This window comes from Colwellia sp. Arc7-D, assembly GCF_003061515.1.
Lineage (GTDB): Bacteria > Pseudomonadota > Gammaproteobacteria > Enterobacterales > Alteromonadaceae > Cognaticolwellia.
The window spans coordinates 2,651,455-2,667,046 of the sequence record NZ_CP028924.1 but is presented as its reverse complement, the minus strand read 5'-3'; the positions used below and the strand labels follow the sequence as shown (position 1 = coordinate 2,667,046).

Genomic DNA, 15,592 nt, shown 5'->3' with positions numbered 1-15,592 from the left:
TTACCTTAGTGTTAATCATCGTCATCGGCTTTCATTGCTTCAATATTAACAATAGTTGAACGGTTCAAGGTTATTTTATATCTTTGCATACGTTGCAAATCTTGTTTATCTGTTTGCATTAATACCACGTTTATTTGGTAGCGACGCTCAACCGCTTGTTTTGTTATTTTACTGCCATCGAGCGAATATAAGCGACCTTCACCTTTTTTTAGAAAACGAATAAAGGGGGTAAGGTTAAAAAATATACGTTGTTGGATTTCATCGTAGCCGGGCATAAAGCTTTTTGCATTTACCTTAGTGTCACTTCTAAAATGCAGTAATTGCGCTGCCTGTTTGTTTTGATGACGCCTATTTTGAAATAACTTATTAACTTGTTTGGGTAAATCTTTATCTCGTATGTATTCTAGCCAAATGGTTTGGCTTGCAATGCGAGTTTTATTAACACTGTTGGTGTATATATTTCTCCACTTGGGTAAGCCTCTTTGAATGCTTCGCCAAATGACTCGGGTAATATCATCTTTAAATATTTCCCTTAATCCATAAATAAAACCTAACATGCCCACTAGAGCAATAGTGACTTCAGTAAAGTTAGCACGCGCATTGAGCACTAACATCATGACAAAAGCCATAATAATGGTCGTTACTGAGCCACTAACAATACGTTTTAAATTTTGATTAAGGCTTTTAACTTCTTGCTGCAATACTACGCCGTATTCAATTAGCCTTTGTAGCAAACGCATTTTATTGGTAATACGATTAGGATCATCTAAGGTTGTTTGCGAGTTATATTGGTTTGTTTCTCGGTACTCATTCTCACTGCGGCAAAGAGCAAATAAAAAGTTTCTCTCAGTGGTAAAGTCGCTACTTTTAGGGCCACGAGATAATAGCCTTAAAAAAGACTGCTCTACTTGCCAGCTAAGATAATTATCAGCATTTTCAAAAAAAGGGCTTAATTTTTTATCAGGTGGAGTGTACCTTCTTAGCTTTTTTAATAAACCTGAAATTTGTTCAGCTAGTACGATAGCTTGAGGATAAAAGCTTTCACTTTCTCTAAGTTTAATGGTTTGTTTTATATCATTATCGAGAGCGATTCTAATTTGATAAGAAAATAAATTAAGGTTAAGCCGATAATCACTTTGCTCACCTTTTGTTTGACTGATAAAGCGGCTTCTCACTAATGGTATGTGCAGCTGGTCTGAGTAATAGGCGCTGTGGCTTTCAATACTGCTATGAAAGTAATGTTCTTCGGCTAAGGTTTTAGGACCAATACCCATTTCAACCGGCAAAGAAAAGTATAAATCTAGTCGTTGATGATCATTCGGCAATAACTGGTAGCTGACCTTTATGGATAGGTTTTCGTCTTGAGTAAGTTTGGTGTTTTTCACTTATATCCTCTGCTCCTTTCAGTTTATTGCCATAACAGGAGTACTAATTATGCCTGAAAATATGTTATTTTCATAAAGATATTATTTACTTATAGTTGAATTAATTTAACCTAAAATAGCTATAAATTAATGATTAACATAGTATGTTTTTTAATTAACTTAGTTACTGTTTCAAGGTAAATTATTCACCTTAAATATCTTATTCGCTTTCTCAATAAGGGGTGGGACAGCGGTGTTGTTGTGCTTGATTTAAACACCCATTAAAAAAGCCGTGTATAATATTTTTTATAGATACTGTATAAATGCAAGCTAAAATTAAATTAGCCCATGATGTTACAAAATTATGTTGAGAACCAATGCGTAAATCAGATAAAAAATTAGATAATCAGATTGTTAAAGCACTCACTCAAGTTTGTCATTCAGCGCTAGAAGATATTGATGGCTTTGAATGGTTAACCCATACCGTTAATTTTGATAACTTTCCTGAAAGCTTAAAAGTTGTTTGTGTTTTTGATCGTAACGCCAAGCTAGCGCATTATTTAAAATCAAGTAATAAGGATAGCTTAGCGATAATGATTACTAAAAGTCTGGTTGATATTGGTGTTGAGTTAAAAAATGCACAAAATCAAATAGAGCTAGACAGCGAGGAGAATTGCACCTTGTATCATGGTGGAAATTGGCGCAAAAGACTTGCCTAGTTCACTATAAGCTCTTAAATAATGACCACGCTATTGCGCACATAATTAGCCCAACGACTATGTCTATCATTCTTTTAATCTTAGCTTGATTCAACCAAGGTGACATTTTAGCTGCGGCTCCCGCTAAACTATAAAACCAAAGTATAGATGCCAACATAGTACCTAAAGCAAAAGCGACTTTTTCATTACCCTCGAATTTTCCTCCTACACTACCCAATATTAATACAGTATCTAGATAAACATGTGGGTTTAATAGTGTTACAGCTAATGTAGAAGCAATAACTAGCCAAGGTTTATTATTTGCTTTTACCGCTTTGTTTTGCAATTTATGATAGTTATTAAGCCAAGCTTGGCGAAAAGACATTGCGGCATATCCACATAAAAACAATATCCCTCCCCAAGAAATAGCTATTACTAAGTTTGGTGAAGTAGCAATAAGCTTAGCACCACCAAACACACCCAGTGCAATAAGTATTACATCACATAGCATACACACTGAGGCCGCTAAAAAGTGATGATTTCTGTTGATACCATGATTAAGTACATGAGAATTTTGCGCACCAAGCGGAATAATCATACTACTTCCTAAAAACAGGCCTTGAAGAAGTGGGGAAAACATTTTTGCACCTAAATATTATTGTCTGTTGAGCGAATATGGTTAATTTAACTTACAATGATATATAAATATAATTAATGTTTTTCATCTTTGATTAGTTTTGCTAATGTTGAGTGCGGTAATTAAATTAATTACGATATAGGAGTAAGTAGCCTTGCTAGATTACAAATTGTTGCATGCACTGAGTGTGGTGGTCGATGAACAAAATTTTGATAAAGCGGCATCAGTTTTAGCTATTACACAATCGGCAGTATCTCAGCGGATTAAAAGCTTAGAGCATGCTATAGGTCAGCCCGTATTAATCCGATCTCAGCCTATAGTAGCTACCCATATTGGTAAAAAATTACTAGCTCATTATCAACAAGTTAAATTACTCGAACAGGATATTATTCCTGATCTTTCTGGTGATAAAAAAAATGAAACTATAACAGCGAATATTGCCAGTAATGCAGATAGCCTAGCTACTTGGTTAATTCCTGCCATTGGTGATGTTTGTCATGAATATAATCTTGCCGTGAATTTTCGTCTTGCTGATGAAAATAGAACCATTAATTATTTAAAAGACGGGGAGGTTTTTGGTGCCTTGAGTACCCATGCTCAAGCTTTACCCGGTTGTACATTAGAAAAACTAGGCGATATGCAGTATTTATTAGTCGCTTCCCCTGGCTTCATTTCACGCTATTTTCCTCAGGGTATTAATGTTCAGGCACTGGCGACAGCACCGGCTGTAGCTTATGATCAAAAAGATGATATGCATATTAAATATATTGAGCGCATTTTTGGCTTAAAAGGAGGCGCTTACCCATGCCATACTGTAAGGTCTTCAGAGGCTTTTGTTAACTTTGCTAAACACGGCATTGCATATTGCTTGATCCCAAAGTTGCAAATACAAGCAGAACTTGCCTCAGGAGAGCTGATCAATTTATTGCCAGAACATACCATTGTAAGACCACTATACTGGCATCATTGGGTATTACTAAAAGGAGTATTTAAAGCGTTCTCAAACGCTATAATTTTACGAGCTCAGCACGCGCTGAGTAATCAATAATGGTATTTAATATTATATGCATTTACTATTCAGCCAACAAAAAAATTAATCAGGAATAAACGTGAGCAATTTAGTCGTAAGAAAAGCAACAGCAGAAGATACTAGTATATTATTTAAATTTATTATCGATCTCGCTATTTATGAAAAAGCTGAACACGAAGTACTCGCGACAGAGCAAACGATTAAAGACAGTATTTTTACTGAAAATAGTCATGTTTATGCTTTAATTTGTGAACTTGATGGTGTGCCGGTTGGCTCAGCTATTTACTTTTTTAATTATTCTACTTGGTTAGCAAAATCGGGCCTTTATCTAGAAGACTTATACGTAATGCCAGAGTTTCGAGGCAAAGGTGCAGGTGTTAAACTTCTAAAAGCAATGGCTAAAATTGCTGTTGAAAAAGATTGCGCAAGATTTGAGTGGAGTTGCCTAGATTGGAATACGCCTTCAAGAGAGTTTTATCATTCTCTAGGAGCTGTCGCGCAAGAAGAGTGGGTTGGTTATCGTATGACAGGTAAAACCCTTAGTAACTTTGCAGCTGATCTGACTGAATAATTGTAATACCTGATGGCGGATGCTCAGCGTAAGCTAACATAGCATTTGCCACCTTTTCTGCTTGAATCAACTGATACTTTTTAGGGATCATAAAAGCGAACGCTTTCATTATTAGGCTTCCTAATTGCTCACCAAGCCTAAACTCATCACGATGACCCGCTAACATTGAAGGGCGAAATAGCCCAAGATGTTGATAACCAATATCACGTAACGCTAACTCTACTTTTCCTTTAACTTGATTATAAAATAGCGAAGAGGATTCATTAGCTGCCATAGCCGTTACGATGGCAAATAACGCGGTGTGTTGTTGGTAAAAGTGCTTGGCGATAATTAAAGGGTATAAATAATCAATTTGATTAAAGGCTGATTTAGAGCCTGCTTTTTTTATCGTACTGCCTAACGTAAAAAATATATGATCAACTTTTGATGGAAAATTTTCTTTATCCGAGGTGTTTTCCTGCTTTATTAAAGGCTGTGATAATTGACTTAACTCGTTAGCTAAATTTTCGAAATCGATTTTCTTTTGTATCAGTTTAGTGTGGCTAATTGGCAGCGGATTACGCACCAAGGCAATCACTTGACTGTAATGGTTACTGGCTAATAATTTTAACAACAAATGCTGCCCGACTAAACCGCTAGCGCCAATAATTAGCGCCACTTTAGGTGTATGTTGATTGTTTTGACTGTTTTGACTGTTTTGGTTGCTTTGTGTTGTCATTGTTAACTAACGCCAATAAATTAAATATCTTAGCACTTTAATCTATTCAGCGACCACTTTGGAGTCAATACTATTTTTTGTAATTTCTGCCCTAACTCAGCTAAGGCAATACTACTATCTTAAATTGATAGTAAGCGAATCTTAATATCTTCTTCTGCAAGTTCTTGTTTTTTGGCTGCTATTGCTACCTGATCTATACTTTCGCTCATTATTTCGATACTTGCTTTTGTTTGAGAGAGTCTTTCGAAGCTAGTGCTTGTTTTATCTATAGTATTGGTAATTGAATTTTTATTGGCATCCAGTGTTTCTACTGCTTTATTTACATCGATTTGCAAGTTGTCAATTTAATTGCTGATATCTTGAGTAGAGGTTTTGGGGCGACCTGCCAAACTTCAAACTTCATCAGCAACAACCGCAAAACCTTTTTCTTGCTTCCCAACTCTTGCTAACGATATTGCTGCGTTGAGTGCAAATAGGTTGTTAACAGATAAGCTGTCTATAAATAAGCATATAAATTTAAAATTGGCCTGTTTTGAGGGCATATTCACTGGTCTGTAATACGAATATCTATTCGTTTTGAAAGCCATTTAAAAAGAAATTGTAAGCGACTAATTTAATATTTTTAGCGTTAGCCGTAGCTGGGTTCAAATTGAAAATAATTATAGATACTAATTTGATGGGAAAATTTGATGGGAAAATTTGATGGGAAAATTTGAAAGGGCCAAAGAGAAATTCTTTATTGGTCTGGCCCTATTTAGTTTGACTAGTTAAGGAAATAGTCTTATCTAATATCATTATAAATTTTAACGATAAAATGCTTCAACAGTACCTTTAACTGACACTAAAAGGGGTTGTCCACGGCGATCTAAGGCTTTAGCCGCTGCAACTTTTATCCAACCTTCGCTAATACAATATTCTTCAACATCAAATCGTTCTTTACCATTGATTTTTATACCAATTTCATGTTCAAAAACGGCAGCGACATGATGTGGGCTACGTGGATTAATAGAAAGACGGTCAGGTAAAGTAGGTTGGGTGTTTGTATCGGTCATTATATATTTCTGTAATTGATAAAAGTGCGTTATTGTAGGCAATATAGCTGTGTCGCTCAAGTACTGAAAGTTGATTTTTAACGTATTAATTTTAATAATACGCTTAGCTCTAGTGTCGCTTTAAAAGAACAATCAATATTATTCTGGAGTGTAGGGCATTACAGTAAACCTTAGACAGTGAAATATTGTTTTTATCCTATCAATATGACCAGCCAATAATGTTAATTTATTTAAGCCTGTTCTTTATGTTAACCTTCTGTTAATACTAACTATTACGTTAATCTTGGTTGTAATTTTTATAACACTTAGGTAAGTTATTTAAACTAGCTATATAAATTTCATTCTATAAAGACTATAAAAGCAATTTACATAAAAGACCAAGTATACATTTTATAGCTAAATCTAATGGTGTTTTTGATTAACTAACTAAAACTATTTTTATTACAGGTAGTTAACTAAATATCTATAATAATTAAGTCTACCATGTAAATTTCTTTACTCATTTGTAAAAATTTCTTCTTGGTTTGTATTTCATGGATGTGTATTTATATTTTGACCAGACTCCTCACTGACCTCAAGTATCATTTTTAAGGTGATAAATAAGTGTTTTTTTATATGATAAAAGAATGGAAAGAAAAACTTTGAACGGAATTCATACACTAGTAAATAGAATGTTGATGTTATTTGTCATTTATTTAATTTCTATTAACTCTGCTTTTGCCAATGATTTGAGCATTACATTAAATAGCATTCAACCATCTCATAATTATGTATGTCCTGTGGATAGTGTACTAAGTGATAAAGTTGAATCTTTCTTAGCTAACTCACCAAATTTATCTAATCAAGCACGCTCGAAACTACTCTGGCAAAAATCTAAAGCTATTTTTTGTGAATTTGGCATGAGTGAAGATTACTTAAGGCAGTTGAAAAATATTACACTTCTACCTATTGATGAAATTAACCATAATATTTTAAGCATCGCTATTTATGATTTGACATTGTTTTATTATCGTTACTCACCCAAAAAAGCATGTGATTTTTTATATGAAAATCGACTTAAATTAAAGAATGTATCACAAGTTTTTTTAAAATATTTAGATATGGCTGATGTTCAGTATTGCTCTGAATTAACGCCGGTCGAAAAAATAAGAACCTTTGTTAGGTTACAACAATTAAATAAAGGTGATGATTTTTTTGTTGGTAATATATACATTTCTATAGCTGAAATTTATTCTTCTATCGGTCAATTTAGTCTTGCGGCAAACGCTTATAAAAGACAGTTGTCTTTCATAACTGACGATTCCGATTTGCATTGGACATATTATGCAATAGCAACAGAGTTGATTGATGCAGGAGAGTTTAAAGAAAGTAAACAATATTTTAAAAAGTTTGAATTAAGTAAAAATTTGCTTATGGATTATCAATATTACCAAGTTTTATTACTGACTTTAAAAATAAAGTTTGCCTACATAGAAAAAAAATTCGATAAAATGTTAACTCTTCTAGATAATTTCGAACCTTATCAAAATAGTACCGAAGCGCGCTATAAAAATAATAAAATGATGCTTTTTAAGGCTATTGCGTGTTTAGAAAATAATAGAATTGAATGTATTAATGAGTTTATTTTGAATAAAGAGTTATTAATTGAGCAAACCAATGAGACAAATTTGCAGTATCTTTACGAGTTTTTAATTAAATATTATATTGCTCAAAACCAAACTCATTTAGCTCAACAATATTTTGAAACGTATATTGATATCAAGCAAAATTCTTTAAACAGCCATCAAAACTCTGTATCTATTCTAGGTTTTGCTGAGTTACAACAAGATATTGTTGCCCTAGAACTTGGCTTGATCTCTACTAAATTAGAACAGTCAAAAGTCACATTACTCTTGTCCGGTGTATTTATTTTTTTGTTAATCGCTATTTGCCTATACGTGTGGCATCTAAAAAACAAACAAACAATATTATCAGAAACCGACGAGTTAACACGTATTTTCAATAGACGTGCAATATTCGAACAAATAAACAATCTTAAACACACCCAAAATAATGATGTTCACGCTATTATTTTATTTGATTTGGATGAATTTAAATCAATCAATGATAAGTATTCACATATTTGTGGCGATAAAGCACTGAGACATATAGTTAAATTAACTAAAATGAATGTCAGGCAACAAGACCTCTTTGGTAGAGTTGGAGGTGAAGAATTTATTGTGTGCTTAAAAGATTTAGAAAAAATCTCTGCACAAATTATTGTCGAGCGCATTCGAAGTAGCTTCGAAAATAATACTATGTTTTTAGATAGTGGCGAAAAACTAACTATTACCGCTAGCTTCTCAATAACTTATGTTGAAAACTCTACATCGAGTTTTGAAATGCTATATCAAAAATTAGATAATGCGCTTTATAAGGCAAAAGACTTGGGTAGGAATAGGGTCGTAGAAGTTTAAGTTAGCTTATGTGCTATTTACCTCAGCCTAGGCTTTGAGCTTTGTAAGTTCATCTTTAGGTGAGTTCTTTAAGCAATTTCTTTAAGCTGAAGTATATTATGAGCCCACTAATTATATTGATATTAATTCGTGGTGCTTTATTCTCGATAGTATCTTGTCTTGTGTTTAAAGCTTCATTTTATACCATCAGCTTAATCGCATTACTTGATGGTATAAAATGATATTTATCTCAATCGTTTATCTCTTTATTTACTGAGCAACTATCTAGTAATGTTATGCGTATATCGTTTTTGCCCAACGGGTTAAACCAGCGGTAACACTACCAAAATGATCGCCAATTACAATCGGTATATCTTGAAATTGCTTTTGTAAAAATGTATTTAGCACTGGTGATTTAGCACTACCGCCGGTGACAAAAACCACATCTGGCTGGCAATTTGCCTGCGTAATAGCGTCTGTCATTAGTACCGCAATAGCATTTAGTTCACGTTTACATGCCGTTTCAAAGTCCTCATTGTTTAGCTTAATATTGAGTCCGTTATCGATATCAGATAAATCTATTTTTTGCTCACTTGTTTCAGTTAAGCCAATCTTACTTTGCTCAGCAGCATTGACCACACGGTAACTCAACTTTTGTTGTTGAACGGTCAATAAACGCGTTAATAGTTCTGGGTTTTCTGAATCACGTATAAGCTGCTCTAAAAAGCGAGTGTTAGCGGCACTGTAGAACTCAGTTTGATGGTTAATGTTGTTAATTGCCATTGCTTGCCAGTAACTATTGCTTGGCATCGGTTTTCCGGATTTAAGTAAACTATTTAAACCAAAGCTAGGCATAATCCCCTTAAGCGCAAAAGCAATGTCGAAATCATTACCGCCAACACGTTCGCCGCTGTGGCTTAGCAGGTCGCGGGCTCTATCTGTTAATAATGCTTGTTTAGGTCCCATTAAAAGCATAGAGCAATCAGTAGTTCCACCACCAATATCGACCACTAAAACTTTCGTTTCGCTCGTTAGGCTTGCTTCATATTCAAAACCAGCAGCTACAGGTTCAAATTGAAATTCAACATCTTTAAAGCCAACTCGCTTAGCCGCATTTGTTAGAATTTTTATGGCTTGTTGGTTACTCTCTTCACCACGTAAACCTTGAAAATTAATCGGGCGGCCGATAACGGTTTGACTTACACTTCTGCCTAATACAGTTTCAGTCAGACTTTTTACGTTACTCATCATTGCAGCAACGATATCTTCAAATAATTCGATTTGTTGGGGTAGTAAGCCGCTGGCACCTAGAAACGATTTAGGTGATTTTATGTAATAGCCTTCGTCAGGCTCTTGCAGATAATTGTTTAATGCTTGTTGACCGAACGACAGATCAGTAGGGTAACCGTCAAGAGTTAACTCACGAATTGAATTTTTACCCTTTTGTAATTGATTCTTTCGTTGTAGTTGAAAATTTAATTGCTCAGATTCTGAAAGGTTTTTGTGCAACCAGTTAACAATAACGTCGCGACTTGGTGCATACAAGCTTGACGAAATATAACGACCATGATCACCTAAAGACAACAGTTTTGGGCTGTTGTTTTCCATAACGCCGACAGCGCAATTTGAGGTGCCGTAATCAAATCCAATCATGTGAACTCCAGTGATAAAAAGGCCGCGTAGAATACTGATATATTGGTCACTAGGCAAGGTATTTTAAGCCCTGCACAGGTAAAACTACTTTTTAAGCGTGCTTTAAAGCTTTGTTTTAAATATATGTTTTAAATAAGTGTTTTCAAATCATTGGTAGAGAATAAATCGCGTTAGCTAATGTGGAGGGAAAGTTATAACAATATATTAACGTTATATAATAATAGAGCTTTGATTTAAGAAAAATAATTAAAAGTAGAATTAACTACCTTTAATTATTTTATGTGTAGCAGGTTGTTACAAATCTAACCAGACGTCATAGCTAATATAGTTTTAATATCTAGCGTTTCTTGATATTGCACAAAGCCTTTAGTGCACTTTACTCTGGCTAACACTGCCATTCTGTCTGAAAGTTCATTCCCTTCATTATTTGAGTGGCCTTTAACATGACTAATAATCAAATTATTTTTTAGTGCTTGGTAAAGGGTAAAACATTGCTTAATAACCTCAAGGTTTTTAATCTCTTCACCTTTACCACGTGTCCAGCCTTTAGCTTGCCATCCTTTTGCCCATTTAGTAATGCATTCAATTGAATACTTAGAGTCAGACAGTACTTGTACTGTTTTACCTTGTGCAATATGACCTTGAGCATATTTAAAAGCTGCAAGCATGCCATTAAGCTCTGCAGTATTATTGGTGCCCATAGGCTCGTATAAACCATACCAAAGTTCTACTAGCTTTTGCTGATGATAAACTGCCATGCCGGTACCAGACTTGCCTGGATTAGGTGAGCATGCACCATCGCAGTAAATATTAATGTCGGAAACTTTAGCTGATACAGGGCTTGTCTCAGCTTTAACATAAGCGGCGGAAGCTGTTGGCTTAGTTGTGCCATCTTTGCTCATTGAACGCTTGGTCAATGCTTTAGTGTAAGTTGACTGAAAAGCAGCTTCAGCTTCTGCCTTTGATGGAAAACCCATATATTGTGCATCTGCACGTCCTTGGGTGTGGTTTTTAACATCATTCCATTGTTCAAATACGCCTGTTTTAGCGCCTTTCCATACTACGTAATATTTTTTACTCATAAAATGTTAACCATAACCTTAATGTTTAATCTTAATTAGTTTTGTTGTTGTTTTTAACTGACCAAATAACTAACAATATACCCGCGATAAAAAATGGAATACTCAACATTTGTCCTGCAGTTAACGCAATGTCAGCGGTATAAGATGCTTGTTTTTCTTTCAACATTTCAATAAGAAAGCGTGCGGTAAAAATTAAAATTAAGAAAATACCTAAAATAGAACCTTTTGGTGTTTGTGCTTTTTTAATCTTATAAATAAACATCAAAACAAAAAATATACTTAAATAAGCAAAAGCTTCGTAGAGTTGAGAAGGGTGTCGGGCAACGTTATCGATACGGGCGAAAATTACAGCCCAAGGTACATTACTTGGTGTGCCTAAAATCTCTGAGTTGACAAAGTTTGCACTTCGAACGAAAAAACCAAATAAAGCGGTACAAATGGCAAGTCTGTCGAGTAACCAAAGAAAGTTCATTTGATACTTTTTACTATAAATACCTGCTGCGATAATAGCGCCTAATCCACCGCCGTGGCTTGCTAGTCCGCCTTCCCAAATGGCTAATATTTTCAGCGGATTAGCAAAGTAATAACCCGGTTCATAAAAGAAACAGTGTCCTAAGCGAGCACCCACAATTACGCCTATCACTATGTAAACCAACAAATTATCTAATGCGGCCAAATCTTGCTTTTCGCTTTGAAAAATCCACTTCATTACTTGCAAGCCAGATAAAATAGCTGTGGCGAATAACACGCCATACCAATGTACAGTTAATGGCCCAATCGAGAAAAAAACAGGATCTAAGTCCCAAACTAAATGATGCAAAGCGTAACCCTTAATATTGCTAATGTTTAATAATGTTAAGTGGCTCTTTATTAATTAACCACATATATGCCGATATTCTATCAAGCTACTTGTTGTTGTGGTTAATTAATTTTACCTAAAGGCATAAGGACAAATAAAGGTTGTTAAATTTTGTTTTAAACTTGTTCAAAGAATAAATGCGTTAAATTGATTTATTAAATGCTCACAGAGGTAAGTAAGTTAAATAAACATAGAGAACATTATTTATAAGATCCGGTTTTAGTGACTATGAAATAGATCTGTGCATACGTATTCAGTGATTAATCATAAGTGTATATATCGTCAGGATTGATGAATAAACGAATGAAATAATTATTTCATTGCCCAATTTAACTAAGGACCAAGGCAAATTGCACTAAGAAAGTGCCTGTTGTTTTACAAACTAATACCCATTTAGTGATATTTTTGAATACGTATGCACAGTCTGTGCATAGATTAATAAGCTCTCTATATTAAAGTTGTTAAGAATTTAATGACGATGAATTAATAAACAAATAACTAATAACAAAAATAAAAACTCAAGATTAATATAGGGGAATGTCTAGTATGTTTAAATCCAAGCCTAACAAGCTCGCATTGGCTATTTCTTGTGGATTATTAACGTTAACTGGGGCTGCATTTGCTCAACAAGTTGATGATGAAAAAGAAATTATAATCACAGAAAGAATCACAGCAGATAACGAAATTGAAGTGATAGAAGTGACAGGTTTTCGGCGTTCACTTATCGAGTCGATTAATCAAAAACGCTTTGCTGATACGGTTTCAGAACAACTAACCGCTGATGATTTAGGCGGTTTACCTGATGTGTCTATGGCAGATGCATTAACTCGCTTACCCGGTATTTCTGCGGTGAGAACTGGTGGGCAAGCGGCCGAGATTAACATTAGAGGTATGTCGGGTGGTTTTATTTCCACCACACTTAATGGTCGCGAACAGGTCTCAACGAGTGGACAACGTAGTGTTGAGTTTGACCAATATCCTTCTGAACTTATTTCTAATGCTGCGGTTTATAAATCACCAAAAGTATCGCTTATTGAAGGCGGGGTTGCTGGTACCGTTGAATTAAAAACCGCGAGTCCATTAAAAAATGAAAAAACACATGCTTTTACCGTTAATGCCCGCGGTATGTTCAATGATTTAGCCGGTGATATCCCTGATGCCGCGTCTAGCGGTCATCGTTTTAGTGTTTCTTATCAAGGTAAGTTTTTCGATGATAGTGTTGGCGTTGCATTAGGTTATGCACGCTTATTCCAACCGAGTGCCACCACACAATTTGTCGGATTAGCGTATAGCAAATCTAAAGATGTTGATAACATTGAAAATGATTCTGGCGGTCCAGAAGATTGCCCTGAGTGTGAGTACATTGGTGAAGGTTTTGAATTACAACATAAAGGTGGTGAAGAAACCCGTGATGGTTTCGTTGCGACTCTAGAGTGGCAGCCAACGGATAATTTTAATTTAAAGTTTGATGGTTTTTATTCTAAATTTGACTCAGAAGAATTTGCCCGAGGCTATCGCGTTAAACTCGAAGGCGATCAAGCCGCCATTAGTAATCCTATTATAGAGAACAATGCCGTTATTGGCGGGAGTTTTAATCGAACGTCAAATAGCTCAACGCGCATAGAAATCGTTAATGATGATAATACTGATTATGATGAAGTAAAAAGCCTAGGCTTAAATGCAGATTGGGATATTACGGAAAGGCTCAACATGAATGTTGACCTTTCTTATTCTTCCGCTACAAGTGAATTTAGAAATGGTTTGATTTGGGCGTTAGTGGCTGAAGATGCAAATGCTGACTCACCTAACTTTGATAACAATGTATCGATAAACTACTTGCTCAATGGTCTTAATTTACCTGATGTCGGCTTGAATCAAGCCGATGCTTTTACTGATTTGAACCGAGTAATGGTCTCAAAATATGGCATTTACCCTTATATAAATAAAGATGAGGTAAGCGCTGTTCGCCTTGATTTTAAATACCAATTAGAAAATGATGTTTTCTCTTCAATTGAAGTTGGCGCAAGATATTCTGAACGAGAATACAGTAATGACCGATCTGTTTTTGAATATGGTAGCGACAGCGGTTTTAATTTATTAGAACCCCCGTTAAATATTACTGAAGATATGGCCACTGTGGTTAATTGGCAAGGAGACTTTTCTTATTTCCCAAGCTATTTAGCGCTTGATCAAGATGCAGTTCTTAATGCTTGGTTTCCAAACGGAATTCCACAACCTGTGCAAACTTGGGGACCCACGGCAGGTGGTGTTGTTAACGGTGCCGGTCGAGGTGAAGGTAATACTGATTGGACACTAAAAGAAAGTGGTCAAGTATTTGAAGATATATTTGCTGTCTACATTATGGCTAACATTGATACTGAGATTGGTGGTTTACCGGTTACGGGTAATATTGGTGTTCGTATGGTTGATACTAAACAATCAGCGACTTCTTTACAGGATGTTGGTGGTGATATTGAACTCGGTGCGCAAAATATTACCGATGAAGTGGGCTTAGTTAATAATCGCTATTTACCGACGGTGATCAGCAACAGTTACATTGATTACTTACCGCAGATGAACTTGAATTTTAAGTTAACGGATAATGATCAAATACGTATTGCCGCAGCAAAAGTAATGAGTCGACCTAATATTGATCGCTTGGCATCAAACAGTAGTGTCAATATCAACAAAGTAATTACTGAAAATGGCTCATTCGCAGAGGTCAGCGGTAATGCCAGGAATAGCCCACATTTAAAGCCTTTTTACGCCAATCAATATGATTTGTCTTATGAGAAGTACTTTGTCGATACCGACGGGTCTTTCGTTGCTGCTGTGTTTTATAAAGATATTGAGTCTGCCGGTATTATAACGCAAACCATCAGCGAATATGACTTCGCTGGTAACGGTTTAGTTGTACCAGATGAATTTATAGACCCGCTAAGTGGTGTCCCCTTAACTATTCGAAATGGTAATTTTGAAACGGCATTTAACGATGATAAAGGCGGATACATCAAAGGTATTGAAGTTGCCTATACGCAAATATTCTCCTTTCTACCTGAACTTTGGTCGGGCCTAGGCTTTACCGCTAGTTATTCTCATACAAAAAGTGAAATACAGCAAATTTCTAAGTTAGGCGCTCAAAATTTACCTATTTCGTTACCAGGGTTATCCGAAAATGTAATTCAAACGACCGTTTTTTGGGAGTATCAAGGTTTTGAAACACGCGTCAATGTGCGTTATCGCGATGCTTTTGTTTCCGAACAGGTGGCGGTTGAAGCGCAAACGGTTAATTACGACGATGAAATGATTATCGACTATCAAGCTTCATATCAAATAAATGAAAATTTTGGCGCTGTATTCCAAATTAATAATGTTACCGACGAGCCTACCAAAAGTTACTTTGGCTTTGAAGCACAAACGGGCACGTTGCAGTATTTTGGTCGTCAATTCTTTTTGGGGCTGACTTATGCGTTATAAGCACAGAGTTAATGGA

14 protein-coding genes are annotated in these 15,592 nt (G+C 35.4%); 5 read left to right on the top strand and 9 right to left on the bottom strand.

Going from position 1 to position 15,592, the window contains the following annotated elements; all coding sequences use genetic code 11:
- Positions 1-11 precede the first annotated feature (11 nt).
- Positions 12-1,385, bottom strand: a complete 1,374-nt coding sequence (locus DBO93_RS11640) for a hypothetical protein (RefSeq protein ID WP_108456498.1) — start codon at positions 1,383-1,385, stop codon at positions 12-14.
- A 356-nt stretch (positions 1,386-1,741) separates the two neighbouring features.
- Between DBO93_RS11640 and DBO93_RS11635 the strand changes: the two genes are divergently transcribed.
- Positions 1,742-2,083, top strand: coding sequence for a Fis family transcriptional regulator (locus DBO93_RS11635; RefSeq protein ID WP_108456497.1), 342 nt, complete (start codon positions 1,742-1,744; stop codon positions 2,081-2,083).
- Between the two features lie 4 nt (positions 2,084-2,087).
- Here DBO93_RS11635 and DBO93_RS11630 read toward each other — a convergent pair whose 3' ends face one another.
- Positions 2,088-2,702 (bottom strand): LysE/ArgO family amino acid transporter, encoded by a 615-nt coding sequence (locus tag DBO93_RS11630; RefSeq protein WP_108456496.1) that lies wholly within the window; start codon positions 2,700-2,702, stop codon positions 2,088-2,090.
- A 151-nt stretch (positions 2,703-2,853) separates the two neighbouring features.
- On the opposite strand from DBO93_RS11630, the gene DBO93_RS11625 reads away from it, so the two are divergent.
- Positions 2,854-3,747, top strand: coding sequence for a LysR family transcriptional regulator ArgP (locus DBO93_RS11625; protein ID WP_108456495.1), 894 nt, complete (start codon positions 2,854-2,856; stop codon positions 3,745-3,747).
- 61 nt (positions 3,748-3,808) lie between these two features.
- Positions 3,809-4,300, top strand: coding sequence for a GNAT family N-acetyltransferase (locus DBO93_RS11620; protein ID WP_108456494.1), 492 nt, complete (start codon positions 3,809-3,811; stop codon positions 4,298-4,300).
- Here the strand turns inward: DBO93_RS11620 and DBO93_RS11615 are convergent.
- The 4 genes from DBO93_RS11615 to DBO93_RS11600 all read right to left on the bottom strand — a co-directional run bounded on the left by DBO93_RS11615 (position 4,269) and on the right by DBO93_RS11600 (position 6,070).
- Positions 4,269-5,018 carry an SDR family oxidoreductase gene (locus tag DBO93_RS11615; protein WP_108456493.1) on the bottom strand — a complete coding sequence of 250 codons (750 nt, stop codon included), beginning with the start codon at positions 5,016-5,018 and terminating at the stop codon, positions 4,269-4,271. The genes DBO93_RS11620 and DBO93_RS11615 overlap by 32 nt on opposite strands.
- A 119-nt stretch (positions 5,019-5,137) precedes the next feature.
- Positions 5,138-5,353: a hypothetical protein gene (locus DBO93_RS11610; RefSeq protein WP_108456492.1), complete on the bottom strand. Its 216-nt coding sequence runs from the start codon at positions 5,351-5,353 to the stop codon at positions 5,138-5,140.
- Positions 5,354-5,410: 57 nt separating this feature from the next.
- Positions 5,411-5,560 carry a methyl-accepting chemotaxis protein gene (locus tag DBO93_RS19110; RefSeq protein ID WP_275403651.1) on the bottom strand — a complete coding sequence of 50 codons (150 nt, stop codon included), beginning with the start codon at positions 5,558-5,560 and terminating at the stop codon, positions 5,411-5,413.
- Positions 5,561-5,821: 261 nt separating this feature from the next.
- Positions 5,822-6,070, bottom strand: a complete 249-nt coding sequence (locus DBO93_RS11600) for a DUF3297 family protein (protein WP_108456490.1) — start codon at positions 6,068-6,070, stop codon at positions 5,822-5,824.
- A gap of 626 nt (positions 6,071-6,696) precedes the next feature.
- On the opposite strand from DBO93_RS11600, the gene DBO93_RS11595 reads away from it, so the two are divergent.
- Positions 6,697-8,526 (top strand): GGDEF domain-containing protein, encoded by a 1,830-nt coding sequence (locus DBO93_RS11595; RefSeq protein ID WP_108456489.1) that lies wholly within the window; start codon positions 6,697-6,699, stop codon positions 8,524-8,526.
- Positions 8,527-8,799: 273 nt separating this feature from the next.
- On the opposite strand, the gene yegD is transcribed toward DBO93_RS11595, so the two are convergent.
- The 3 genes from yegD to lgt all read right to left on the bottom strand — a co-directional run bounded on the left by yegD (position 8,800) and on the right by lgt (position 12,060).
- On the bottom strand, positions 8,800-10,158 hold the full coding sequence (gene yegD / locus DBO93_RS11590) for a molecular chaperone (RefSeq protein WP_108456488.1): 1,359 nt from the start codon (positions 10,156-10,158) through the stop codon (positions 8,800-8,802).
- Between the two features lie 302 nt (positions 10,159-10,460).
- Complete coding sequence (locus DBO93_RS11585; protein ID WP_108456487.1) at positions 10,461-11,240, bottom strand: ribonuclease H family protein; 780 nt, start codon at positions 11,238-11,240, stop codon at positions 10,461-10,463.
- Between the two features lie 31 nt (positions 11,241-11,271).
- Positions 11,272-12,060: a prolipoprotein diacylglyceryl transferase gene (gene lgt, locus DBO93_RS11580; protein ID WP_108456486.1), complete on the bottom strand. Its 789-nt coding sequence runs from the start codon at positions 12,058-12,060 to the stop codon at positions 11,272-11,274.
- Positions 12,061-12,645: 585 nt separating this feature from the next.
- Here lgt and DBO93_RS11575 point away from each other — a divergent pair.
- Entirely contained in the window at positions 12,646-15,576 is a 2,931-nt protein-coding gene (locus tag DBO93_RS11575) for a TonB-dependent receptor (RefSeq protein ID WP_108456485.1), read from the top strand.
- The last annotated feature ends 16 nt before the right edge of the window (positions 15,577-15,592 follow it).